Origin of the sequence: Endozoicomonas elysicola (assembly GCF_000710775.1) — a bacterium.
Lineage (GTDB): Bacteria > Pseudomonadota > Gammaproteobacteria > Pseudomonadales > Endozoicomonadaceae > Endozoicomonas > Endozoicomonas elysicola.
The window spans coordinates 1,770,875-1,793,776 of the sequence record NZ_JOJP01000001.1 but is presented as its reverse complement, the minus strand read 5'-3'; the positions used below and the strand labels follow the sequence as shown (position 1 = coordinate 1,793,776).

Here is a 22,902-nt window from a genome sequence, read left to right as displayed (position 1 = left end):
GTTTAATCTTTCCAGAATGGCTTTGAAATCTCCCTGAGGCGATCTGACTCCGTTAAGCCAATATCCTTAAGCAGTCTTGCATCCATTTTTGCCAGATTTCTTCGACCTTCTGCGCGAAACTGCCAGAGTTGGTATTGTTTCTTGAACCTTGTTAAATAAGAAATAGCTTTTGCACCAGCCATTGAGCCACCTTTCATCACCACCTCCTTTTCTTAACCACCAGAACGATAAATTCAGAGTCCAAACTGCAATGTTTGGATATACTCCCTGGCCGCATGGGACAGCAAATCTTCATGCATTCGCCATGAATCATCAAAAAAACCACGACCAATCTGTGTGTCTAAAAGGAAAGTACCCAACACATTCATCCCGACTTCTGCATCAAATACATTTTCTGCATAGACAATATTCATCCCTTCCCCTTTCACACCAAGCAGTCGGGAGAAGTACTGCGTCATTAAATTCCCGTCCCGAGGCTCTTTTGGAGCAAGAATCAGAACTTTGAGAGCTTTTTTTTCAGAACCTGAAAGGCTGTCATACCAAGGCTTTACGACCTGATGAAGCCAGTCGATCTGGGCTACTGCCGCATCATGGACATTGGTATCAATGATGGTCCGGCTGTTTCTGACAAAGCGGGTTAATTTATTTGAGTCTACTACTACGCCCGACAGTATTTTCCGGGCAAAGTCCAGACTCATCTGAGTCAGTGCCTGTTGCTTTATCAATTGCTGTTCAGTAAATCCAAGGTTGGGAAGATCTATTCCGACACGTTTTATGAGTGTTATTAATCGTTTTAGTTCCTTTTTTTTATTCTCGGGTAGCTGCCGACCCTCTTCCGTAACCAGCAATACATAGATGGTTAATGGAATATGGCTTACAGATTTCAAGTTCGTATAGGCTGCTGATGAAAATACATACTGCCTGTTTTCATTAGCTTCATTACCAATTAGATTCAGTGAAAACGGGCTTGCGACAATCAATGGCTTATACTGCTTCGCCATTTCCGTACGCGTGCTCGCGTAAATTTCTCTAAAAGCATTATTAAAATCCATAAGAGCAGATTCAGCTTCCGCTTGGGAGAATGCCGTCAGTAAAATACAAATAACAAGAAACCGATACGCTTTAAATATAGACATAGCAACGAACAACACTGATTTGATGAATGAACTCTGATTTAGTATTCGTTAGAGAACATCAGCTATCGGCGAAAACGAGCATCAATTTAGGCAAATCACTCCACTCGATTAACAACAAAATCAGCGTACAAATGATGCTTTTAATTCATTAGCCGTACAGAGTGTTGATAAATGGGATAGAGTAGTCAGTGATTGCAGGTGTTCTTCTTCCGAAGCTGCTGCACAGGCATCACTGATCACGTAAACCGTGTAATCCAGATCATGAGCTGTTCTGACCGCAGACTGTACTGCCCAGGTGGTACCAACACCACTGAAATAAATGTCTGTCACCTTTGCTGCCCGGAGAATTGCTTCCAGGCGAGTGCTGTAAAAAGGATTAATACGGGGTTTAATCACAATAAGGTCATCAGGCTGCACATCCAGCTCCTCATGAAACTCCGTCCCCCATCTTCCCAGGCGAAGAGCACCTGCCTCAGCCAGTGATGAAAAAAATGGAGAGTTGGTTGGCAGGTCACGATAGTCCGGAGAAAAGCCAACCTTCACAAAGACAACCAGCGTGGATGTTTTTCTGGCCCAGGAAATAGCCTTATTTACCTGAGCCAACACCTGATTTTCAGACACCTGCCGCGCATACATCCTTCGTTTGGCATCCGGGTGGACGAGATCATTAATATAGTCGATAACCACCAGAGCATTTTGCATGGGAGTCTCCCTATAGAAGCCCCTGGGTCACCTTAAGTCCGACAGGCCTCCAGACACGCCTCTACATTCTGTTGCATATGTGCGGGATTGATGGTCCCAACAATAGCTGAAGAAACGGCAGGGTGTGAAAAAACCAGTTTCATACTTTCCAGAACCCGATTCTCATTAGCAAGATGGCCAGACAGGCAAGCATGACCACTGGCAAACGCCTTCTTGATAAAGATGCCTTTCCCATGTTCTAACGCGTAGTCCAATACCGGCTTTTCACCCTGTTCGTTCAGGTTATAGGTCACCATGGCAACGTCGGAGTGTTTCAGCGCCAGAACGCCACCCTCTACCGTTTTTGTAGACATACCTGTAGCGAGGATCTTCCCTTCTCTTTTCAGATCAGCCAGCACTTCCAAACAGCCCGACTGCTCAATGATATTGGCATCATCACCATTGGAATGAACCAGCATCAATTCAATCACATCGGTATTCAGGCGCTTCAGACTTCGCTCAACACTAAACCGGATATGCTGCTCAGAGAAATCAAAAAAAGATTCTCCCTGACCATTTTCAAGAGTGACAAACTCTTCACCGACTTTGCTGCAGATGACCCACTGTTCACGGAGTCCTTTATGTCTGGCAAACAGCTGACCAAGACGCTCTTCACTGATACCATAGGCTGGCGCAGTATCCAGCAGGTTCATTCCCAGGTCTTGTGCCAGAGCAAGCAGATTTAGCATTTCACGGTCATCAGGAATCGTAAAATGTTCCGGGTATTTTACTCCCTGATCCCGACCAAACTTAACCGTGCCAAAACCCAATGGCGATACTTCAAGATCAGTACCCGCTATTCGCTTTCTTCCAAGATACTGAGTCATGACGCTTTGCCCTCTTCAAAATGCCCTTGCCAGAAGTTTGGACAAATTTCAGGTCGGGAAAATCCTTCAGGAATCGAGAAATTTTCATCACCCGCTGGACGAATATTGTCTTCCTGCAACAGTCGAATAACTTCATCTGAAAGGTTGGGCGCAAGAGCCAGCTTGGTTGGCCATGTCACAATGCCATTGGCAACAGGCTGACAGAATGCAGCATCAGGGCGCAGCAAACGGTTCTGTTTGGGTTCTGCACGGTTGACCCGAAGTGTGTCCCACTCCGCCTGATCAAGGTCTACCCAGGGCAATAACGCTTTCATCTCTTTTTTCGCCGTTGCAATCAATGCCTCAGCTGACTGCTTGACCCCATCCTCAGCAATGCCACCACCGAGATACCACACCCACTTCCCATCGTTATCGGGATGGCTGGTAACGGTAATTCTCGGAAGCGGTGTTGTACCGAGGCAATGTGCATAGATAGGTTCAGGATGGTCATGACGAACCATCACCATCTGTAGGGGACGTACCTGCATTTTTGGATCATTGATACCCCAGGTATTCAAAAGCGCCTCAGTTCCCTCACCTGATGCCAGTACATAGCGGCTGGCTTTCAGCAAAACATTCTCACCATTCGCTTCTGTCAGCTCAATGGAATCTATATTTCCCTGACTATCCTTATTGAGCCTGGCATTACCCTGTTCACTCCAGTCCACTTTAATCGTTTTATCTTTCAGGCCGTTGACCAGAGCTTGAGTAACGGTAGCGATATCCAGAACAATTTCATTGAGCTGATATACCTTCCCGCGGAAACCATTATGCTTGAAAATGGCCGGAAACTGCTCTTTGGTTAATGCATCTACCCGTCCTCTCAGCGCCTTGCTGGCAAAGAAAGAGGTCATTCGTGAACCGATATCACCTGGCGACCATAGATAATGGTATTCAGACAGAATGCGAGCCGAACGGAGATCCGGGTCCCTCTCTTCCCCCTTTCCAGCCAAGGCATTACGCCAACGCTCCGGCATCCCGGCAATGGCCTGGGAAGCATTGGTAAGCTGGCCGGTCAGGGTGTATTTGGTACCCCCATGAACAATGCCCTGAGACTTGATGGTCTGACCACCGCCCAGAGAGTCCTGCTCCAGCAACAAGGTTCTATAACCCAGAGTATTCAACGTGCGAAATAACCAGAGACCGGCAATACCACCGCCAATCACCACCACATCGGCTTCAACAGTTTGAGACATAAGAGAGTTCAACTATCTGAGATGACCTGAAATGGGCGGAATTATAACATAGCTCACCGTATTAATAGTCAGGCTGTAGCGGTTAGAATATCGTGCCAGCCCTTCCTTTTTGACAATTTTCGAACCCGGGCAGTAAGAGGGAACGTAATGCTTATTTATGTCGTATACCTGTTAACAGGTGCACTTGGCGGCATTATTATCGGTGCTTTGGGCAGTGGCAGCAGTCTGGCTATCCTGCCTGTTCTTTCCCTTATTTTTCCAACGCTCTTTCCCGAAGCGATTTCACTGCAGGTTGCCATTGCCACCTGCATGGCTACCTTGATCATCGGCAGTGCATCTGGTGCTCTCAGCTACAAAAAATCACAACTGTATGACGTACATTTGATCAAGCTGTGCCTGCCAGGTGTCATTGCAGGAGCCATTATTGCGCCTCAGTTAGCAGGTGCTTTATCCGTTCACTGGCTGAGGTGGTATATCGGGTTATTAATTCTATTTATTGCCGTTTATAAACTGACCAAAAGCTTCAGATCTCATCAAGAAGTTACAAAACCGATAGAGCCTGTGCTTATTGTGATTGTGAGTATTATCAGCTCAACACTGAGTGGATTAGCCGGTATTGCACTGGGAATTCTGATGATCCCTTTTCTATCCCGATACTCCGACCACAGAACCGTTCTCGGTACCAATCTGATGCTGGCGGTTCCTTATGCCATTATTGGCAGTGCAGGCTACATTTTTTCCGGTCTTCAGTCAGGGCATACTGGTTCAAACCTGATGCTGGGCTATGTGTACCTGCCTGCGTTTCTGATCATCTCAATCACGATGGCCACCTTCCCACCGATCGGGCTGAAGCTGGCAAAAAACGTCAGCATTAAGGTAATCCAGAATATCTTTTACATTTACCTGCTGTGCATCGGCATCGCAATTTTGCTGTAGAGCCCCCTGATACTATGTCTATAACCTCTGAAAATAATTTCTGCACCTCATGGAGTGGCGGTAAAGATGCCTGCTTTGCGCTCTGGCAGTCGATCCAGATGGGGTTTACCCCAACCTGCCTGCTGACCATGCTCAAAGGTGATAAAGATCAGACCAGTGCACACGGCCTGAATAGAGAAGTGCTGGAAGCGCAGGCTACCTGCATGCAACTCCCCATTATCTTTGGGAAGGCCAACGTTGGGGAATATGAAGCGGGTTTAAAAGCAGCACTTCAGGACGTTAAAAACACCTTTAATACCTTTCAGCTGACGTTTGGTGATATTGACTTGCAGGCTCACCGGGACTGGTATGAAAAGATTCTGATCGATACCGGAGTTACGCCTCATTTCCCTCTCTGGCATTACTCGAGAGAACAGCTGTTGAAAGACATGTTTGCAAACGGTTTTGAAACCATGATTGTCAGCCTGAAAGCTGAAAAACTGGATCGCAGCCTGCTGGGTAAAGTCCTGACGCCAGAGATTGTAAGGCTGATTCAACAACAAGAAGTTTGTCCAACCGGTGAAGATGGCGAATTCCATACCCTGGTGATTAATGCGCCGCACTTTCATAAGCGTCTTGCAGTAGAAACGCGAGGCATCATCGAAGATGAGTGGGGTTATACCCAGTTAGACATTGCCACCACCTGATGGATGGCTTGATACCAACAACATTCAGCGAAGTAAGGCTCGATAAAGCTTTTTGGCAGTGATAACTCGAGTCTGTTCTACCGTATCACCCAATAACAGAATAATAGAGGCACGGGTCTCATGGAGCTCTGTCATTGCTTCATGCAAAGAGGTTTCCGGAGTGAGCCTGATGGTTTTTCTCATTAACTCACCAACCGTCATACCAGCTTCACTGTTCACCAGACAACGGGCCAGGTGTCGATAGAGCACAATGCCTACAGGCTGGCTGTCTTTCAGGACAACATAACGCTTACTGGGGTATAAACGCATCGTATCTTCTACAGAAGCAACGGTTGCCTCTGAAGCCAGACAAACCGCAGGCATGGAGTTTTCAACCAGCTCTGACAACACTTTTTCGTGAGAATTCAACGCGGCTTCGGCCAGTTTTCGCTGAGGCTTACCAATAACGCCTCGCTTATTGTAATGCTTAATAATACTTCGTAGATCATCACTGCTACGAGTCTCTTCTGTATGGCGTGGAAGAATTCGAGTCCAGAACAACGCCAGTAGCAATACATACTTTGTCAGCCTGTAAATCACTCGAATCAGTGGTGACCACTGAACCACCACCTTCTCAGCTATTTGCACGGCCAGCAGTTTAGGCAACACCTTGGCAAACACCAACATAAAATAGGCAAGCAACGCCGTAAAAACAGCCATCCACAGGTCATTAAACTCTTTTGCCGCCATAGCACCGAGCAATGTACTTCCTGAAATACTGACCAGTGTACTCAACAGAACGATGGCGGAGAGATGCTCTCTCTTCTTCTTAAAAACCATCTGAATGGAATCCTGATTACGCGGTTTCCTGTATAGAATAGTCACCAGTTTCAGCTCATCAATCGAAACCACTGAAGACTCAAGAAGGGATAAAAAAGCGGTAATCGCAACGATGAAGCACGCAAAAAATACAACCAATAGCATCCATACCTCCAGAAAAACAGCAATCAGCAGGAGAGTCATAGAAGCGTTAACAGCACTTATTTTGTGCCCGTTAACATGAAAACAGAACCCCTGTAATCCTTTGTTTTCGACTATTTTTCTCCTTTATTTACCGTACGCTTCAATCTTTACTCAATCAAAAATAATATTCGAATATTATTCGACTGATATTTAAATATGCTTTATTCTTCTTTCAACTTCCCTGAAACCCTCGGTTATCCAACATGTCTGCATCTGAAAAACGGACACAAAGAGAAGCTGCCATCATTCAGGCAACCCTGACCTTACTTCAGGAAAAGGGTTTTATGGACCTGAAGATGTCAGAGGTTGCCAAGCATGCTCAATTTTCCATGGGAACCGTGTATTCACACTTCTCGAGTAAAGAGGATTTACTTCTGGGTTGCGCCATCCATATTTCGAAAACCATTGCATCTGTTTTTGATCAGGTGATTCATAGCCCCTCTCCTCCGATGGAACGTCTGCTCATCCTGAATATGGCAATCTGGTTGTGTGATGCCCAGCAACCTCACCACTATTTTCTTCGTCAGCTGGCCATGACTCCCGACATCTGGCAACGCGCATCCGCAGAACGGGCCCGGGCACTGGACGACATCTACCAAACAATTAGTCAGCTTGTTGAGTCACTCATTATTGAGCTCATGACAGAAAACCCGACCATTTCAGAAGAGAATAAAGCCGATGCCCTAACCGACATCCTTATGGGAATCTGGAGTTTAGGTGAAGGCTTATTCCAGATCAGCGTGTCCGGTTTTGGACTGAAACAACCCTCTTTGCAAAAAGACAACGGATTCGGGTTGCTGACCACTAATCTTGCCAAATACCTGCAGGGCTGGGGCTGGCAGGAACCGTTCTCAGAATCAACGATTGCCAACAGCAAAATCAAGGCAGAACAAACGGTTGCCAGATTTACAGATCAGTAAAACCTGCCAGAGTTTATTTATTCCAAGCACTCTTTAAACATCAAGACAATGATGTAGGCGTGCTTTTATTGTATTAGTTTGGAGCTACACCAGAATGCACTTTCTTCCATCGACCCGATCATCCATAACCGTGGTGATATTCATGGCATTCAGCCTGCTGACAGGTTGTGACCAAGAGCAAACTGAGCATGAAGAAGTCATCAGGCCCGTAAAACTGTTTGAGATAAAAGACCCCCAGCAACAACAATTGCGATACTTTCCCGGCAAAGTAACGGCGACGGAAGAAGCAGAAATTTCTTTCCGTATACCCGGCCAGATCGATCGAATTGAAGTCAATCAGGGGGATGATGTTATTGAGGGGCAGGTACTTGCTTATCTCGATGATCGGGATATTCGTAATGAGTTACAGGATCGCCAAGCCAACTATGAGCTGGCCAAGGTCGAGTTTGAGCGGGCTAACTCTTTGCTCAAAAAGAAAGTGGTTTCTCAATCCAGTTTTGACACTGCCAGCGCCAAACTGAAATCAGCTGAAGCGGCACTTAAACTCAGCCGGGATAAACTTGCCTATACGACACTGACAGCACCATTCAGTGGCCGGGTCGCCCAGACACTGGCAGAAGCCCACCAGCAGGTTCAGGCCCAACAACCCGTATTGATTCTACAGAGCAGTGATCGACTGGACATCAGTATTCAGATTCCGGAAAGCATTGTTTCTCATGTTAACAAGAAAACCGTCAACCATGACTATAAGCCGATGGCCACCTTTCCAGGTGCGCCAGGCAAAGAGTTTCCTGTCAGCTATAAAGAGCATGCTACCCGTGTGACGCCGGGAACCCAGAGTTATGAGGTGATCTTTACCCGAACTGCTCCTGCCAATATGAATATTCTTCCAGGTATGACGGCAACCGTCATTATTGACCTTGCTCAGGTGATCAATACAGGAGAACAACCCGGCTATGTTCTGGTTCCTATCTCTGCCATTGCCAAAGACGATGCCAACAATAAGACCGTTGTCTGGCGATTTGACCCATCAACCAAACAGGTTCATCCCATAGAAGTTTCTGCAGGCCGCATAACAGAAGCGGGTGTACAGATAATGTCCGGCATCAATCCGGGCGATCAAATTGTCACCGCAGGCCTGAGTCAGCTGGTTGATGGCATGACCGTAAAACCGCTGCGTAAGGAACGGGGACTGTAAGCCATGAATATTGCGGAATACTCTATTTCCCATCGAGTCATCAGCTGGATGTTTGTTGTCATCCTGCTGGTGGGCGGTGCGGTTTCATTTTTTGGACTTGGCCAGCTGGAGTTTCCTGAATTCACCATTAAGCAGGCCATGGTGATCACCCACTACCCGGGTGCTTCACCAGAGCAGGTGGAAGAAGAGGCGACCCTGCCACTGGAAGAAGCAATACAGCAGCTGGAGTATGTAAAGGTTATCGACTCCATCAGCAGCAATGGTCGCTCCCAGATTATGGTGGAACTGAAAGAGCAATACCCATCCAGCCAGTTGCCACAGATATGGGATGAGCTGAGACGAAAGATTAATGATGCCCAGAGCAGCCTGCCTCCTGGTGTTTATCCGTCTGTTGTCGTTGATGATTTTAGCGATGTATTCGGCATGTTGTTCAACATCACGGGCGATGGTTATACCTCCAGAGATCTTGAAAATTATGCAGACTATCTAAAGCGTGAATTAGTCCTGGTAGACGGAGTTAAGAAAGTATCTATTGCCGGCGCCCGTCAGGAGCAGGTGGTTGTGGAAATGTCCCAGGCCAAACTGGCCAACCTGGGCATTGATCCCGCCTGGATTTTTTCCCTGATCCAGAATCAGAATGTGGTTTCTAATGCCGGTAATATGCTGGTTGACGGGCGCTCCATTCGCATTCACCCCACCGGTGAATTCAGGAATGTCAGGGAACTGGAGCAGCTGATCATCAGCCCTCCCGGCAGTACACAACTGGTTCGCCTGGGTGATATTGCCTCTGTTCGCCGGAGCTATGATGAAACACCCGACACGCTCTATACCTCTAACAGCCACCCTGCACTATCTCTGGGCGTTTCATTTGCCTCCGGCGTCAATGTCGTGGATGTTGGTGAACGGGTTCGCAATCGTCTGAGTGAGTTGACCTCAGAACAACCTGTAGGTATCGAACTTACTACCGTCTACGATCAGCCGGCCACTGTCTCAGAATCAGTCAATGGGTTTCTGATTAACCTGGCTGAAGCCATCGTTATTGTTATTGTCGTCTTATTGCTGGCCATGGGTGTTCGTGCCGGTCTGTTAATGGGTGCCGTCTTACTACTGACCATCTCTGGCACCTTTATAGTCATGAAGGTTCTGGGTATAGACCTGGAAATGATCTCCCTGGGAGCGCTGATTATTGCCCTGGGCATGCTGGTGGATAACGCCATCGTGGTTACTGAGGGTATTCAGGTTGGTCTTCAAAGAGGGCAAACCCGACTGGAGGCAGCAAAGCGGGTAGTCAGTCAGAACCAGTGGCCATTATTGGGCGCGACGGTTATTGCCATAATGGCCTTTGCCCCCATTGGTTTATCCGATGATGCCACGGGTGAGTTCTGTCTCTCCCTGTTTCAGGTATTGCTGATTTCTCTGATGTTGAGCTGGATCACAGCCATCACACTGACTCCCTTCTTCTGCAACATTCTGTTCAAAAAATATGAAAAGGCCACAGAGAATCAGGAAACCTTTTCGGTAGACCCTTATCAGGGCGCACTGTTTACCCTTTACAAACAGCTGTTGAATTTTTCTCTGAAACATCGTCCTGTCACTCTGGGACTCACCCTGCTGGCACTGGTTCTGGCGATTTTAAGTTTTGGTTTTGTGAAGAATGTGTTCTTTCCTCCTTCTAATACTCCCATCTTTTTCGTTGATTTCTGGATGCCGGAAGGCAGTGATATCAGGGCAACTGAATCTGAACTAGCACGCTTTGAGCAGCAGGTACTCTCCATGCCAGGCGTCAGCAACGTCACCTCTGTTATTGGTATGGGCGCACAACGTTTTATTCTGCCTTATCAGCCTGAAAAACAGTACACCAGCTACGGCCAACTGATTATCGAGGCTGAAAGCCTGGAGGCAATCAACACACTAATCCCTCCACTGGAAATCGTACTGGATGAACAGTTCAGTGATGTCGAATACCGCATCAAGCTGATGCAAAACGGCCCCGCGGCACCGGCAGAAATCGAAGCCCGTTTCTATGGAGAGGATCCTGAGGTGTTGCGATCACTCGCTGTACAGGCAATGACGGTGCTTCGAAATGAGCCAACAGCAACCAATATACGACATGGCTGGCGCAATCAGGTAAGTCTTGTCCGTCCCCACCTTGATGAAGCCAGCGCCCGTCGCAGTGGTATATCAAAGCAGGCCCTTGACGATGCACTGCTGGTTAACTTCACTGGTCGTCAGGTAGGAATCTATCGCGAAGGCAGCCAATTGATGCCATTGATTGTTCGTTCCCCTGAAACAGAGCGCCTCAATGCTGACAGTATCACCGACCTGCAGGTATGGAGTGCGGATTACAACAGCTATGTACCCATCACTCAGGCAATTTCCAGCTTTGATACCGAGTGGGAAAACCCCCTGATTATACGCAGAGATCGCAAGCGAATGCTCTCGGTCATGGCAGACCCTGACCTGATGAGCGATGAGACCACCGACAGTGTGTTCCGAAAAGTTCGTACCAATATTGAAGCCATTCCATTACCAGAGGGCTATACACTGGAATGGGGCGGCGCTTATGAACTCTCCACCGATGCACAGAACGCGACGTTTGCGTCTATCCCCATGGGGTATCTGGCGATGTTTCTAATCACTGTATTTCTGTTCAATACCATACGACAGCCATTAGCCATCTGGGCCACCGTTCCCCTGGCACTGATTGGTGTTGTTACCGGCTTATTAGTGCTCAATACACCATTCAGCTTTATGGGGTTGCTGGGACTACTGAGCCTGTCAGGCATGTTGATCAAAAACGGCATTGTTCTGGTGGAACAGATCAAACTGGAACTTGAAGAAGGCTGGGAAGAACATGAAGCAATATTCCACGCATCCGTCAGCCGTCTACGCCCAGTATGCATGGCAGCGCTGACCACCATGCTGGGAATGATCCCTCTGCTGTTTGATGCCTTTTTCAAATCCATGGCAGTGACTATTATTTTTGGCCTTGGCTTTGCCACCGTACTGACGCTGGTTGTACTGCCGGTGATCTATTCACTGCTGTACAAGATTAACTTCAAGGGTTTTGATTACCGTAAGATCGGACACCATTAATACACATGTCACTAAAGGTCGGCTCCCCGCTCAGGGGAGCCGACCTTTAGATTGATGCTGGTTTCACTGGAAAACCGGCCTATTTTCTGGAAGGGGGCTTCAGGTTATAACTCAAACTCTGATACTCTGGCTCAACAATACCTAACCGGCGATTAATCACCACGGTTAACCGGAAAAACAGGTTACAGAGCATATTGCCAAACCGGTGCAACTCATCCGGCACCTCAACTCCGTGAGCATCTACCTTGACCAAGGCTCTGACAGCCTTCTTAGAAAGTGAACGACAACTGTGCAGCAACTGTACTGGTCGACCTCCCCTGGGAAGCACGAAACCATGCAGCTGCCCTTCAATCTCTTTCTGGTATTGATCAAAATAACCAGCCAGCCACTGAATCTGCTCTTCAAAGATGGCCTGTTTTCCCCGAACCGAGCCATTCATATGGAAAATCCTGGGCTGCAGTTTATCCAGAAAATCATAAATATCGGCAAACCGTTCATCCCCTTCGAGCTCACTGATAACTCCGCCTAGTGTGGCGCACAGTTCATCAGTGATAATTTCATAATCACACAGGGGGGAGTCTTCGTAGATAAAGGGGTAGCAGAGCTCACGGATATCACCGGAGTATTTCAAAGTCATTTTGACACCCAAAATCAGGATACTTAAATGTTTACAGAACCCAAATAGTAATCACCCGGTCTACAAAATACGCTGACCACTATCAGGAAGTCTTTATGGCAGAGCGAATGGGTTTATCAAATCACAACATGTCATTTTCAAAATCGACGGATGATCTGCCACGCTCACCCGTCTCTGCCAATAAAAGCTCAGTCTCAATGGCGTTTCAACGAATAACTAAGGACGTTCAGTCTTGTAAACCCTATATTAACGCTTCGGAACAAACAGCAAGAGAAACAGTGAAACCATTGGTGGATAATGAAAAGCCCCGTCGAATGGCAAATATAACTCTAACGCAGCCAACCCCTTTCAGAGTTACTGATAGCCGGAGCAGAATGCAGCACTGCCAATCCATGGGCAACCTTTATCAGGCAACTAGTACACTTACTCTCAGCAAGGTATCACCATCAGCAACAAAAACCGCAACGATGAGCACACAAACAGAGAATAATCATCAACAGACAGTGACCTCTCAAACAGTGGCCACGCAGACAAATCGGCTCTTCACAGAATGTGAAATACGAACACCTAAAAGAAGCGATGCTATTCCATTAGGCTCTGCAGATAAGAGCCTTGCTGAAATGAAGTTAGAAGAGATGTTATCCGAACTCAAAAGAAGCGACCTTACCAAGCCTCTTTCAGATAATTGTTCTCCATTTACTCTACAAGGCGGCTCTCCTATAAAGATAAATAACCCCCGAAGATATCTAACCATCGCTTACAACCAAACTGCCAAATCATTTATATCTGATTTTATTCGCAGGAGCTCTGAAGAGCAGGTACACATAGATTCCTTGAATATAAGATTCCAGCAACTATTACATGACACATTAACTACTCAAAGGCTGGATGAGGCATATAAAACTAAAGACTTAGCTGAATTAACTCAGCTACCCAACAGCTCTGATGCACAAAGCAAAATCGAAAGCATTTTGGCAAATGGTGAATTAAGAAGTCTTCTGACCTTAATGTATATGGCACTACAACTATGTGTTCAGGAAAGAGGCTCTCAAGAGCCAGATTACCTTCCCTTGTTTTAGGTAAATTGAAAACAAGGGAAGGGGCTACCCTGCAAAACCTTACAGCTTAGGAGACCAAACAAAGGTCGCAAACACCCCTCTTGGCTCGCCCTGATAACCCTTAACTGGCTGATAGTTCTTATCCAGCAGATTGACCACCTTGAACTGGGTTTCCAGCTGAGGAGTCAGCTCAACCGAAGCCCTGAGATCAAAGGTGCCAAAACCAGGCAGCTGTGCAGTATTGGCAGTATCTACCCAGGTTTTACCCTGAGCCCGGAAGGTCCCACCCAGAGACCAGCGACCAAAGTCTTTATCCATATTCAGAGCCGCCATCTGCTGGGCTCTGTAGTGGAGCTTTTTACCACTGTTGGCTCCAGATCGGTTTTCAGGATCAACATAAGTTAAATTAGTATTGATATCCCAACCGGCATAATGGGTGCCAACTTCAAACTCAACGCCTCGGATACGAGCTTTATCAACGTTAACCGTTTGCCACTTACCATCACTTCGAGGAGCAGAGTTGAGCATATCGTCCATATCATTCTGGTAGATATTGACAGACCAACGGCTCTGGTCACCAAACACGCCCCTTAACTCCAGCTCAGCGTTTTTTGCCGTCTCAGGTTTCAGGTCAGGATTAGGTGCCGACCAGGTAGAGTCAGCGTACATATCGGCAAAGGTTGGTGCCCTGAAAGCTGTACCGTAAGAGGCCACCAGCCTCAAATCTTTAGGCAGGTTAAAGCCCCAGGATGCATTGCCGGTAAACTCGCCACCAAAAGCCTCATTCTCATCATAACGCCCACCCAACTGCAGGTCACTGCTTTCAAAAGAGGTCAGGTTCTGGGCAAAGATACCGGTGTTGTAACGTTCATTCACAACATAGGCACTGGTACCTTCATAGGTGTCATTCGAGTAATCAACACCTGTGGTTAACAGCTGATTATCTGCCCACCCCAGATCATTGATCCAGCTGAATGAGTATCGCTTGTTGGTAGAGTGGCTCGCTCTCGGGCCTTCGTCATTACGATGATCTCTTTGAAAGCCCGCTTCCAATCGGCTATCCCAGATATCACTTAAAGCAAACGACAGATAGCTATTGATATTGGATACTTCAAAATAATTAATTGGATATCCCTGAGTTGAGCCCGATGAATTAACGTCATACTCCGATTTACCTTCAGAGTGGAGAAAGTTAACGCCTGCTTCTATTCCATTTTCAAATGCTCTGGATACATTTCCTGAAAAAGACTTATTACGGTAGGCATCATCGTCGCCATCATTACCAACTTTTGTAATGGTCCGGTCATACCCTTGAGTTTCATATAGGCGAGTACCAAAGTTATAACGGGTTCCATCCGTCTCACCACCAAAATTCAAGCCATATTCGCCAGTCCCATGACTTCCACCACCGGCTTTAATCGTCAGTTTCGGATCCCCCGAACCTTTTCTTGTTATGATATTGATGACACCACCGACAGCATCCGCTCCATAGAGTGTAGAACGGGGACCACGTACGATTTCAATCCGTTCAATCTGGTCAGGATCAATATATTCAAGTGGTGATTCACCAGTGCTTGCCATATTGATTTTCTGGCCATTCATCAGGATCAACGTCTGGGCAGTTTTAGTGCCACGCATGTAAACACCTGATTTACTTCCAGGACCACCATTAGAAGACACTTGAACCCCGGGAGCGGACTGATTAAGCAATTCAACAACCGTTGTCGCTTGAGCACGCTCAATCTGTTTACGGTTAATCACAGTTACAGGAGCCAGCGTTTCGTCGACCGTTTGAGAGGTTCTTGCTGCAGTAACAACAATCTCTCCCAGGTCATAAACTTCCTCTGCCAGGGCAACAGAACTCATAATGGACATTGCAACAGCCACAGAAAGCCCCGTGCGTGCAAAAATGGAACGCTGATTGAACGACATTTTGTTTACATCCTTACCGTAAGCGAATGGTCTTAAAAATTTGCAGGAGCCCGTCTTTTCAGAATGGGCTCTCTTGATGAAGTGGTATCTGGGAAGCCACATATTCAGAATGGCTTGCCTCTGAGCGTACAGTTTGCAACTGATGACAGATCATCTCTGCCCCTTCCAGAATCCTGGGCGTTGGTCTGGCAATCAGATCACTGGGTACTGAAAACAATTGATGGCTCTTTACTGCCTGCAGGTTTTGCCACTGGCTCCAGTAGTCCATCAAATCCTTCCGTGTTTCCGGTGTATCACCTCTCGGATCAGAACCAATAATCACCTGTGGATCACGAGTAATCATAGATTCGATACCGATTTTTGGAATACGTTCAGAAATATCGCCGTATATATTCTGACCACCACATAGAGAGATAACATCATCAATAACCTGGCCACTGCCAACAGTCATCAATGGAGAGCGCCAGATTTCAAAGAACACCGAAACGGGCTCACGCTGGCCATAATTGTTCTGCAACGCCTTCAACTGCGTAGAAAAATCATCAACAACCCGGTTTGCTTCTTTTTCTGTGCCCGCGACTTGCCCGAGACTCTGGATGGCCTGCTCAATACCTGCAAAATCCACAACATCGATATGAAAAGTTTTGACGCCCAAAGACTCCAGTTGACGTATCACTTTCTGAGAATTTCCTGCCGTCCATACCACCACCAGGTCAGGCTTCATAGCAACAATGGCTTCAACATTGACGTTGGGGTAGCCACCCACATTGGGTAACTGTTTAACCGATTCGGGATAATCGCTGTGCTTATCAACTGCAATAACGCGCGAACCAGCGCCAGCAGCAAACAGTAATTCTGTAGAGCCCGGTGACAGGCTGATTATTTTGGGTGTACGGGTATTCAAGCAGACAGAGCGGTCACTCATGTCTGTCACACAATACTGGCTGTCAGACTCACTGCCCTGAGCAGTACTGAAAAGAAACGAAACAGCATTGGCCAACGCCATAGCCACGACCAGCATTACCCTGGGCAGCCTGCTCTTCAGTGTCTTGTATTGCAAGGAATGTGTTTTCATGGTGTCCCTGAGTCACAACCAATACTCAGGGCGGCACACGCGGCCACTGGACTTTATTCAGAAAAGTACAGTGTAAAAGGAGATGTGTTCCCAGCCGCCAGGTTACCCGCCCGGTTTGCGCCCGCATATACAGGCTGCTCGGGAGCCTGTCGGGCTTAGCCGACCGTAGCGAGAGAAAGTCCGGTTTGAGTCATTTTTTATGCTGATTTGAGGCGAATAGTGGTTCTATTCAACGAAAAGCAGCATAAAAAATGGCCAAACCCGACTTTTTCGCAGTAGGTCAGTGGTAAGTCCGGCAGGCTCCCATCTTGGGCTTTGCAAAGGCAGGTTTCCTGACTCTGGCGTCATCATTCTCAGCAGTCTTCCCGGTATAACCAGTGACGTATATTGCTGAGAACTCTTCCATTACAGTTGCGGGTACAGTCAGGGTTTCTCACCCTGTTCCCTCTTTTGACTCATAAACTTCATCAACGATGAGTGGTCAAAAGCGTCGTGATTCATACCTATCACTGACGTAACCCTTACAAAGTTTCGCAATACTAACCAAACATTCGTCTTAAATCACTAGGGACTTGTCGATTTCCTGTACTTATTTTTGATCCTGGTCAGTGATTTTACTTTTCTCCGATGCTTGCCAAAGCACTTCGCCTTCATCCTTAAGTGCACAATGGCGACCAAGCACATACATCAGATCTGATAAGCGGTTAACAAACTTAAGCAGTGGCTCATTGACCTTTTCTCCGCTCTCCTGAAGCACATCATTCAATTCAATGACATGTCTTTCTGCCCTGCGGGATACGGTTCTGGCCATATGACAGTGACAGGCAGACTGACCGCCGCCAGGCAGCGTGAAGTTCTTCAAAGGTGGCAGTGGTTCATTCAGCTCATCAATCAGCGCTTCAATCGCTTTTGTGTGCTCTTCCTGGATCAGCTGATAGCCCGGCATGGCCAGTTCACCACCCACATCAAACATACGATGCTGGATATCCTGAATTTGCTTCAGCTGGTCTACCGTAACCTCACTCTCCTGCTTGAGGGAATGGATCAACATGCCCAGCCAGCTGTTGGTTTCATCCACAGAGCCAATGGCATGTATCCTCGGGTGGGACTTTGGCAACTGTTGTCCATCGCCAATACGGGTTGTACCTTTATCACCGGTACGGGTGTAGATGCGGGTAAGTCTATAGCCTTTTTTTTCAGTCATTTCTCGGATTCTTCTTGGTAGCTGGTACATACTTTGAACCACAGAGACCACAAAGGGCACGAAGAAGTGCTTTTCTTTCTTTGTGCTCTTTGTGGTCTCTGTGGTTAACAAAATACGACAATAGTCATTTAGATATTATTAAACACCGCACAGCTCGAAGATTTGTCTCATATCGAGACTTTCTTCGATAGCGTCCGCCATACGGTTAATACCCTCTTCCCGCAACAGGCGATAATCAATTCTTGAAGCGTCCTTCAACCCAGCCCATCGCAAAATAGCCGTACAGGCATCAGGCTCTTCAAACACGCCGTGCAGATAGGTACCAAATATCTGACCATCTTCAGACATTACACCATCCACTTCCTGATCGAGTCTGATTAATGGGTGATTCATCGCTGGCCCTTTTGTAACACCTGCATGAATCTCATAGCCTGTGACAGGAACAGGGTCTTGACCCGGCAGTTGCATAACCCCACTAACGCGTGTGAGCGTTTTCTCACGAATCATGGTGGTTTCCAGGTCCAACAGACCTAAAGCATCAGAGCTTCCGGCCATGCCTTCAATACCATCTGGGTCATGCACAGCCTTACCCAGCATCTGATATCCACCGCAGATGCCCATCAGTTTGCCGCCATAGCGCAGATGTCGAAGGATATCCTGACCCCAGCCGTTCTCTTTGAGGAACTCAAGGTCGGTTCTAGTGTTTTTGGTGCCGGGAATAATGACCAGATCACATTCAGGTATAGACTGTCCTTTTCCGATAAAGTGAACGTCCACTTCGGGGTGAAGGCGAAGAGGGTCAAAGTCTGTGTGATTACTGGTACGGGTTAAAATGGGAACCGCAACTTTCAGAACCTTTTGCCCCTCCTCTACATGCTGGTGAGAAATGACAGCATCTTCCGCTTCAAGGTGTAAGCCATGAAGATAAGGCAAAACACCCAGTACAGGCTTACCTGTCTTTTCTTCCAGCCATCTCAAACCGGGCTCCAACAGCTTCACATCACCTCGAAAACGATTAATAACAAATCCTTTTACTCGCGCCTGTTCGGACTCAGACAACAATGCCAACGTACCGTACAGATGGGCAAAGACACCGCCCTTATCGATATCCGCAATAATAATCACCGGGCAATCTGCTTTTTCTGCAAAGCCCATATTAGCCACATCGCCTTCCCGCAGGTTGATTTCTGCTGGGCTACCCGCACCTTCTACCAGTACGGTTTGATAATGGCTCTGTAGCCGCTGCCAGGAGCGCATAATGGCTTCCATCACTTCAGGCTTGTAGGCGTGGTATTGGGTTGCATCCATTTCGCCAATAGAGCGACCATTCACAATCACCTGGGCACCAATGTCACTGTTCGGTTTCAGCAACACCGGGTTCATATCAGTATGGGGCTCTAACCCAGCAGCAGCGGCCTGAAGCGCCTGGGCGCGGCCAATCTCACCACCGTCTTCAGTAACGGCGCTGTTCAACGCCATATTCTGGGGTTTAAAGGGGGCTACAGAGAGTCCGTGACGCCTGAAAACCCGGCAGAGACCTGCCACTAACGCACTTTTGCCTGCATCACTGGTCGTGCCCTGCACCATCAGCGTGTGTGTAGAGTTGCTGCCCATAACGCTGCTCATAACGGGAGTCCCAGCCTGTTTAGAAAAGTAAATGAGCGGCATTATACGGGCAGAAAAGTTGAGAGGAAAAAAAGCTTCAAACATTCGAAGAACTAATTGTTATGCCTGCTATCTAAAGAGAGTTACCTTAATCTGTTATTATTCCCTGTTTCATCCTATACCCAAAGGATTTCAAGTTGCTACGCGGCGGCAAGTAAGTGAAGCCCCATGAGCCTACAATGAGTAGGTGATCGGGCCGAGCTGGCGCTCCAGTGAGCGAGTGCAGCCAACAAAGTAGCAACCTGAAAGGCGACGGGTATATCAACATGGCGCTGGTGCATGAGTCGTTTCTTCTATTCGTTGCTGTTATACCTGATCTCCCCTCTGGCTATGGTTCGCCTTTACTTGCGATCCAGAAAAGCCCCAGAGTACTGGCAAAGAAAAGCGGAACGCTTTGGTTTCTTTAACCTTCCACCTTCGACCAAACCCGTTATCTGGGTGCACTCAGTGTCAATGGGGGAAACCATTGCCAGTGGGCCTCTGGTTAAGCAACTTCAGAAAAACTACCCGGATCATCGTATTCTGATTACCACCATGACGCCTACGGGCTCTGCACAGGTTCGAAAAATCCATGGTGACAGTGTGGAGCACGTCTATGCCAGTTATGATCTGCCCGGCGCGATAAAACGGTTTCTGGACAAAGTAAAACCGGTCATGGCTATTGTGGTTGATACCGAGCTATGGCCCAACACTATTGCAGCGTGCCATAAACGGCGCATCCCTGTGTTGATAGTCAATGCCCGCTTATCAGAACGATCTGCCAGGGGTTATGGACGCTTCAGCCTCCTCACCCGCCCCATGCTGGAACAAATTGATATGGTTGCGGCCCAGAATGATGAGACTGCCCGCCGCTTTCTGGAGCTGGGTCTTCCTGAGAGACAGCTCAGTAACACAGGTAGCATTAAGTTTGATCTTGATGTGTCACCCGAAGTGATTGCTGCAGGTAAAGCCCTCAGAGAAAAATGGCAACAGGGCATGGGCAGTGATATTCGTATCTTTGTGGCTGCCAGCACCCATGAAGGAGAAGACCAGCAGATTCTGGATGCCTTCAAAACCATTCTGACGAATGCTCCTGAAATGCGTCTGCTTTTGGTTCCCAGACACCCGGAAAGGTTTGACGGTGTTCACCAGCTGATCCAGGACAACCAGCTCTCTGTAGTTCGCCATAGCCAGGGAACCCAGCCTTCTGGTGAAACCAGAGTTATCCTCGGAGACACCATGGGCGAAATGATGAAGCTGTTTGCAGCATCGGATATTGCCTATGTCGGCGGTAGCCTTGTTCCTACCGGAGGCCATAATATGCTTGAGCCCGCTGCTCTTAATCTTCCAGTGCTCTCAGGCCCTCATGTTTTTAACTTTGAAGAAATCAGCGATTCACTGGTTAAAGCCGGAGGTTTGAAAATTGTGAATAACAGCGAAGAACTGGCTCAGGAAGCCATCCGGTTGATTCAGAATAAAAACGAATATGAGGTAATGAGCCGCCATGCCGGGGAGTTTGTCAGTGCCAACCGTGGGGCTCTCGACAGAGTCCTCACATTAGTTAGCCGGTTTGTAACGGCTTAATAACGGGACTCTTAATAAAAAAATCAGGCCGAAGGCCTTGGTCTGATATCAGTGCTGGATGATTTAGTCGCCAGCATTGAATCCACAGCAGGGTCAATATTCAAGCGGCTACCATCCACAAAGTAATAGTCACTGCCAGATTGCAGTCCCTGAATAGAGAGCTTGCCCAGAATCCGGTTCATCACCACCTGCTGTTCCTGTAAGTCTTCATCAGCAAAGGTTTTCAGGAAAGCTTCTGCCAATGAGCAACCCTCATCTACAAATACCTTCATTCTGGCTTCAGTGCTTTTAGTATGCTCATCCATGAAGTCATCATCCATAACCGAGTATTTACTCAGTATAGAAGAGCGCATCCTGACTGAGCCTTCATTCTGATGAACCGTACATTCCCTGAAAATTGCTCCCGGTAACTGCTCCTGCGTTACTCTATCTCCCGCATCCATGCAGTCGTGCATTTTCAGGATACAGTGCGCCTCTGAACATTCCCTGAAAATTGCTCCTGCATTTTCAGGATACAGTACATCCATGTACATAAAAACGGCTCCACAAGGAGCCGTCTCAGAATAAATCACAATTAAATCAGCAATTAACCACGACACTCTGTAGGAACAGACAGTTCATCGCTGGCATCGGTCATCCACTGGTTAAGCTCTTCAAGATCAGCCGGACTAAGCGTACCCGCTGCCTGCTTAAGCTTCAGGGTATTAACAATAAAGTCATAACGGGTGTTCAGGTAATTACTGATGGAAGAGTACAGCTGCTGCTGGGAATCCAGTACATCAGTAATATTACGGGTACCCACTTCGTAACCACTCTGAGTCGCTTTCAGCGCGCTTTCAGACGAAATAATGACCTGACAGCTGGCCTGAACCCGATCAACATCGGAAGTAGCTGTTCTCAGCAGATTACGGGTGTTGGCATTGGTATCACGAAGCTGCTGATCGAAGTTCTTCTGAGCTTCTTCCAATTGGTAGCCAGCTTGACGGGTTACCGACGTAGTAGCGCCACCGGAGAAGATTGGCAGGTCAAACTGAACACCTACAACAGTCTGTTTGCCATCACCAGTGTACGCTTGATTTTGTGCCTGAATTGAATTGCTCGAGCTGTAGTTATAGCTGGCAAAAGCATTCACAGTCGGCGCATGCCCAGACTTGCTGGCTTTCACTTTGGACTCGGAAGCGGTCAAGCCTTCACGGGCAGCTTTCAAACCGAGGTTATTGGCCACCGCAGTACTCACCCACTCCTGTGGATTATTCGGTGTCGGCGCCACCACCGGCATTGCCTTTTCCAGTTGAGCAATATCAGTCACATCCTGATTGACGATAGTGCGCAACCCTTCATAGCTGACAGATACCTGATTCTCTGCCTGAATTCGTGCAACACGGGCATTATCATAAGCAGCGCGGGCATCCAGCACATCAGTTTCTGCAATCAGGCCAACATTGTAACGCTCACGAGCCTGATCCAGCTGCTGCTTGAGCGCTCTTTCCTGAGCTTTGGCCGTCATCAGGCTATCTTCAGACCTGAGAACATTGAAGTAAGACTCAGCCACCCGCAGAATCAACTGTTGCTGAGCATTGGCAAACACTGCAGACGCCTGATCACCCACAGACTTGGCCTGCTCATAATTAAACCAGCTGTTCATATTGAACAGGGGCTGGCTCAGGGTTGCTCCCCAACCATGGGAATTGTAGTTATCTGGATCCTCTCCCCCACCAACTTGATCACGTGATGTACGACTATATTGGGTATTCGCAGATAGCCCGAGTGTTGGAAGCAATGTAGCACGGCTCTGGTTAACAGTTTCCTGAGTCGCTTTCATGGATGCCTGCGCCGCCGCCAACTGGGCATCGTTCTCCAGCGCCATATTGTAGACATCGAGCAGGTTGTACTGAGTTGACGCAGCCTGCACGTTCAACACGGCACCCGCCAGAGCAGCAAGCAGAAATCCTCTACGACTATTACGTGACATAATTTTGTGATCCTTGGAA

At 47.6% G+C, this 22,902-nt stretch carries 20 protein-coding genes and 1 riboswitch; of the genes, 7 read left to right on the top strand and 13 right to left on the bottom strand.

Annotated elements, in window-relative coordinates; genetic code table 11:
* Positions 1–2: 2 nt before the first annotated feature.
* The 5 genes from GV64_RS07550 to GV64_RS07530 all read right to left on the bottom strand — a co-directional run bounded on the left by GV64_RS07550 (position 3) and on the right by GV64_RS07530 (position 3,939).
* Positions 3–197 (bottom strand): DUF1127 domain-containing protein, encoded by a 195-nt coding sequence (locus GV64_RS07550; protein ID WP_020580707.1) that lies wholly within the window; start codon positions 195–197, stop codon positions 3–5.
* 36 nt (positions 198–233) lie between these two features.
* On the bottom strand, positions 234–1,001 hold the full coding sequence (locus GV64_RS07545) for a hypothetical protein (RefSeq protein ID WP_152553960.1): 768 nt from the start codon (positions 999–1,001) through the stop codon (positions 234–236).
* 255 nt (positions 1,002–1,256) lie between these two features.
* On the bottom strand, positions 1,257–1,838 hold the full coding sequence (locus GV64_RS07540; RefSeq protein WP_020580709.1) for an isochorismatase family cysteine hydrolase: 582 nt from the start codon (positions 1,836–1,838) through the stop codon (positions 1,257–1,259).
* 32 nt (positions 1,839–1,870) lie between these two features.
* Positions 1,871–2,704, bottom strand: a complete 834-nt coding sequence (locus tag GV64_RS07535) for an aldo/keto reductase (RefSeq protein WP_020580710.1) — start codon at positions 2,702–2,704, stop codon at positions 1,871–1,873.
* Positions 2,701–3,939, bottom strand: a complete 1,239-nt coding sequence (locus GV64_RS07530; protein ID WP_020580711.1) for an FAD-dependent oxidoreductase — start codon at positions 3,937–3,939, stop codon at positions 2,701–2,703. Before GV64_RS07530 ends, GV64_RS07535 begins: the two co-directional genes overlap by 4 nt.
* 147 nt (positions 3,940–4,086) lie before the next feature.
* Between GV64_RS07530 and GV64_RS07525 the strand changes: the two genes are divergently transcribed.
* The gene (locus tag GV64_RS07525) at positions 4,087–4,875 is read left to right on the top strand and encodes a sulfite exporter TauE/SafE family protein (RefSeq protein ID WP_020580712.1); all 789 of its coding nucleotides are present in this window, start codon (positions 4,087–4,089) and stop codon (positions 4,873–4,875) included.
* 14 nt (positions 4,876–4,889) lie between these two features.
* Positions 4,890–5,561, top strand: coding sequence for a Dph6-related ATP pyrophosphatase (locus GV64_RS07520; RefSeq protein WP_020580713.1), 672 nt, complete (start codon positions 4,890–4,892; stop codon positions 5,559–5,561).
* 24 nt (positions 5,562–5,585) lie between these two features.
* Here GV64_RS07520 and GV64_RS07515 read toward each other — a convergent pair whose 3' ends face one another.
* Complete coding sequence (locus tag GV64_RS07515) at positions 5,586–6,524, bottom strand: CNNM domain-containing protein (RefSeq protein ID WP_160171775.1); 939 nt, start codon at positions 6,522–6,524, stop codon at positions 5,586–5,588.
* 242 nt (positions 6,525–6,766) lie between these two features.
* Between GV64_RS07515 and GV64_RS07510 the strand changes: the two genes are divergently transcribed.
* The 3 genes from GV64_RS07510 (at position 6,767) to GV64_RS07500 (ending at position 11,777) form a co-directional block, all read left to right on the top strand.
* Complete coding sequence (locus GV64_RS07510) at positions 6,767–7,483, top strand: TetR/AcrR family transcriptional regulator (RefSeq protein ID WP_020580715.1); 717 nt, start codon at positions 6,767–6,769, stop codon at positions 7,481–7,483.
* 142 nt (positions 7,484–7,625) lie between these two features.
* Positions 7,626–8,681 carry an efflux RND transporter periplasmic adaptor subunit gene (locus tag GV64_RS07505; protein ID WP_020580716.1) on the top strand — a complete coding sequence of 352 codons (1,056 nt, stop codon included), beginning with the start codon at positions 7,626–7,628 and terminating at the stop codon, positions 8,679–8,681.
* 3 nt (positions 8,682–8,684) lie between these two features.
* On the top strand, positions 8,685–11,777 hold the full coding sequence (locus GV64_RS07500) for an efflux RND transporter permease subunit (RefSeq protein ID WP_020580717.1): 3,093 nt from the start codon (positions 8,685–8,687) through the stop codon (positions 11,775–11,777).
* 79 nt (positions 11,778–11,856) lie between these two features.
* Here the strand turns inward: GV64_RS07500 and GV64_RS07495 are convergent, their stop codons facing one another.
* Positions 11,857–12,414 (bottom strand): hypothetical protein, encoded by a 558-nt coding sequence (locus GV64_RS07495; RefSeq protein WP_020580718.1) that lies wholly within the window; start codon positions 12,412–12,414, stop codon positions 11,857–11,859.
* 95 nt (positions 12,415–12,509) lie between these two features.
* On the opposite strand from GV64_RS07495, the gene GV64_RS07490 reads away from it, so the two are divergent.
* Positions 12,510–13,493, top strand: coding sequence for a hypothetical protein (locus GV64_RS07490; RefSeq protein ID WP_020580719.1), 984 nt, complete (start codon positions 12,510–12,512; stop codon positions 13,491–13,493).
* 39 nt (positions 13,494–13,532) lie between these two features.
* Here the strand turns inward: GV64_RS07490 and GV64_RS07485 are convergent, their stop codons facing one another.
* The 4 genes from GV64_RS07485 to GV64_RS07470 form a co-directional block, all read right to left on the bottom strand.
* Positions 13,533–15,404: a TonB-dependent receptor domain-containing protein gene (locus GV64_RS07485; protein WP_020580720.1), complete on the bottom strand. Its 1,872-nt coding sequence runs from the start codon at positions 15,402–15,404 to the stop codon at positions 13,533–13,535.
* Positions 15,405–15,462: 58 nt separating this feature from the next.
* Positions 15,463–16,479, bottom strand: a complete 1,017-nt coding sequence (locus tag GV64_RS07480) for a cobalamin-binding protein (RefSeq protein ID WP_081622012.1) — start codon at positions 16,477–16,479, stop codon at positions 15,463–15,465.
* 305 nt (positions 16,480–16,784) lie between these two features.
* Positions 16,785–16,961, bottom strand: a riboswitch (cobalamin riboswitch).
* A gap of 107 nt (positions 16,962–17,068) precedes the next feature.
* The gene (locus GV64_RS07475; protein WP_020580723.1) at positions 17,069–17,683 is read right to left on the bottom strand and encodes a cob(I)yrinic acid a,c-diamide adenosyltransferase; all 615 of its coding nucleotides are present in this window, start codon (positions 17,681–17,683) and stop codon (positions 17,069–17,071) included.
* Between the two features lie 138 nt (positions 17,684–17,821).
* On the bottom strand, positions 17,822–19,309 hold the full coding sequence (locus GV64_RS07470; RefSeq protein ID WP_236632925.1) for a cobyric acid synthase: 1,488 nt from the start codon (positions 19,307–19,309) through the stop codon (positions 17,822–17,824).
* A gap of 318 nt (positions 19,310–19,627) precedes the next feature.
* On the opposite strand from GV64_RS07470, the gene waaA reads away from it, so the two are divergent.
* On the top strand, positions 19,628–20,911 hold the full coding sequence (gene waaA / locus GV64_RS07465; RefSeq protein WP_020580725.1) for a lipid IV(A) 3-deoxy-D-manno-octulosonic acid transferase: 1,284 nt from the start codon (positions 19,628–19,630) through the stop codon (positions 20,909–20,911).
* A 23-nt stretch (positions 20,912–20,934) separates the two neighbouring features.
* Here the strand turns inward: waaA and GV64_RS07460 are convergent, their stop codons facing one another.
* Both GV64_RS07460 and GV64_RS07455 read right to left on the bottom strand, forming a co-directional pair.
* Positions 20,935–21,444 (bottom strand): hypothetical protein, encoded by a 510-nt coding sequence (locus GV64_RS07460; RefSeq protein ID WP_020580726.1) that lies wholly within the window; start codon positions 21,442–21,444, stop codon positions 20,935–20,937.
* A 53-nt stretch (positions 21,445–21,497) separates the two neighbouring features.
* The gene (locus GV64_RS07455) at positions 21,498–22,883 is read right to left on the bottom strand and encodes a TolC family outer membrane protein (protein ID WP_020580727.1); all 1,386 of its coding nucleotides are present in this window, start codon (positions 22,881–22,883) and stop codon (positions 21,498–21,500) included.
* Positions 22,884–22,902 lie beyond the last annotated feature (19 nt).

What these genes read in the sequence shown, in the direction of transcription:
- GV64_RS07550 (WP_020580707.1), bottom strand. Translation starts at nt 197, where the DNA reads ATGAAAGGTGGCTCAATGGCTGGTGCAAAAGCTATTTCTTATTTAACA.
- GV64_RS07545 (WP_152553960.1), bottom strand. Translation starts at nt 1,001, where the DNA reads ATGGCGAAGCAGTATAAGCCATTGATTGTCGCAAGCCCGTTTTCACTG.
- GV64_RS07540 (WP_020580709.1), bottom strand. Translation starts at nt 1,838, where the DNA reads ATGCAAAATGCTCTGGTGGTTATCGACTATATTAATGATCTCGTCCAC.
- GV64_RS07535 (WP_020580710.1), bottom strand. Translation starts at nt 2,704, where the DNA reads ATGACTCAGTATCTTGGAAGAAAGCGAATAGCGGGTACTGATCTTGAA.
- GV64_RS07530 (WP_020580711.1), bottom strand. Translation starts at nt 3,939, where the DNA reads ATGTCTCAAACTGTTGAAGCCGATGTGGTGGTGATTGGCGGTGGTATT.
- GV64_RS07525 (WP_020580712.1), top strand. Translation starts at nt 4,087, where the DNA reads ATGCTTATTTATGTCGTATACCTGTTAACAGGTGCACTTGGCGGCATT.
- GV64_RS07520 (WP_020580713.1), top strand. Translation starts at nt 4,890, where the DNA reads ATGTCTATAACCTCTGAAAATAATTTCTGCACCTCATGGAGTGGCGGT.
- GV64_RS07515 (WP_160171775.1), bottom strand. Translation starts at nt 6,524, where the DNA reads ATGCTATTGGTTGTATTTTTTGCGTGCTTCATCGTTGCGATTACCGCT.
- GV64_RS07510 (WP_020580715.1), top strand. Translation starts at nt 6,767, where the DNA reads ATGTCTGCATCTGAAAAACGGACACAAAGAGAAGCTGCCATCATTCAG.
- GV64_RS07505 (WP_020580716.1), top strand. Translation starts at nt 7,626, where the DNA reads ATGGCATTCAGCCTGCTGACAGGTTGTGACCAAGAGCAAACTGAGCAT.
- GV64_RS07500 (WP_020580717.1), top strand. Translation starts at nt 8,685, where the DNA reads ATGAATATTGCGGAATACTCTATTTCCCATCGAGTCATCAGCTGGATG.
- GV64_RS07495 (WP_020580718.1), bottom strand. Translation starts at nt 12,414, where the DNA reads ATGACTTTGAAATACTCCGGTGATATCCGTGAGCTCTGCTACCCCTTT.
- GV64_RS07490 (WP_020580719.1), top strand. Translation starts at nt 12,510, where the DNA reads ATGGCAGAGCGAATGGGTTTATCAAATCACAACATGTCATTTTCAAAA.
- GV64_RS07485 (WP_020580720.1), bottom strand. Translation starts at nt 15,404, where the DNA reads ATGTCGTTCAATCAGCGTTCCATTTTTGCACGCACGGGGCTTTCTGTG.
- GV64_RS07480 (WP_081622012.1), bottom strand. Translation starts at nt 16,479, where the DNA reads ATGAAAACACATTCCTTGCAATACAAGACACTGAAGAGCAGGCTGCCC.
- GV64_RS07475 (WP_020580723.1), bottom strand. Translation starts at nt 17,683, where the DNA reads ATGACTGAAAAAAAAGGCTATAGACTTACCCGCATCTACACCCGTACC.
- GV64_RS07470 (WP_236632925.1), bottom strand. Translation starts at nt 19,309, where the DNA reads ATGAGCAGCGTTATGGGCAGCAACTCTACACACACGCTGATGGTGCAG.
- waaA (WP_020580725.1), top strand. Translation starts at nt 19,628, where the DNA reads ATGAGTCGTTTCTTCTATTCGTTGCTGTTATACCTGATCTCCCCTCTG.
- GV64_RS07460 (WP_020580726.1), bottom strand. Translation starts at nt 21,444, where the DNA reads ATGTACATGGATGTACTGTATCCTGAAAATGCAGGAGCAATTTTCAGG.
- GV64_RS07455 (WP_020580727.1), bottom strand. Translation starts at nt 22,883, where the DNA reads ATGTCACGTAATAGTCGTAGAGGATTTCTGCTTGCTGCTCTGGCGGGT.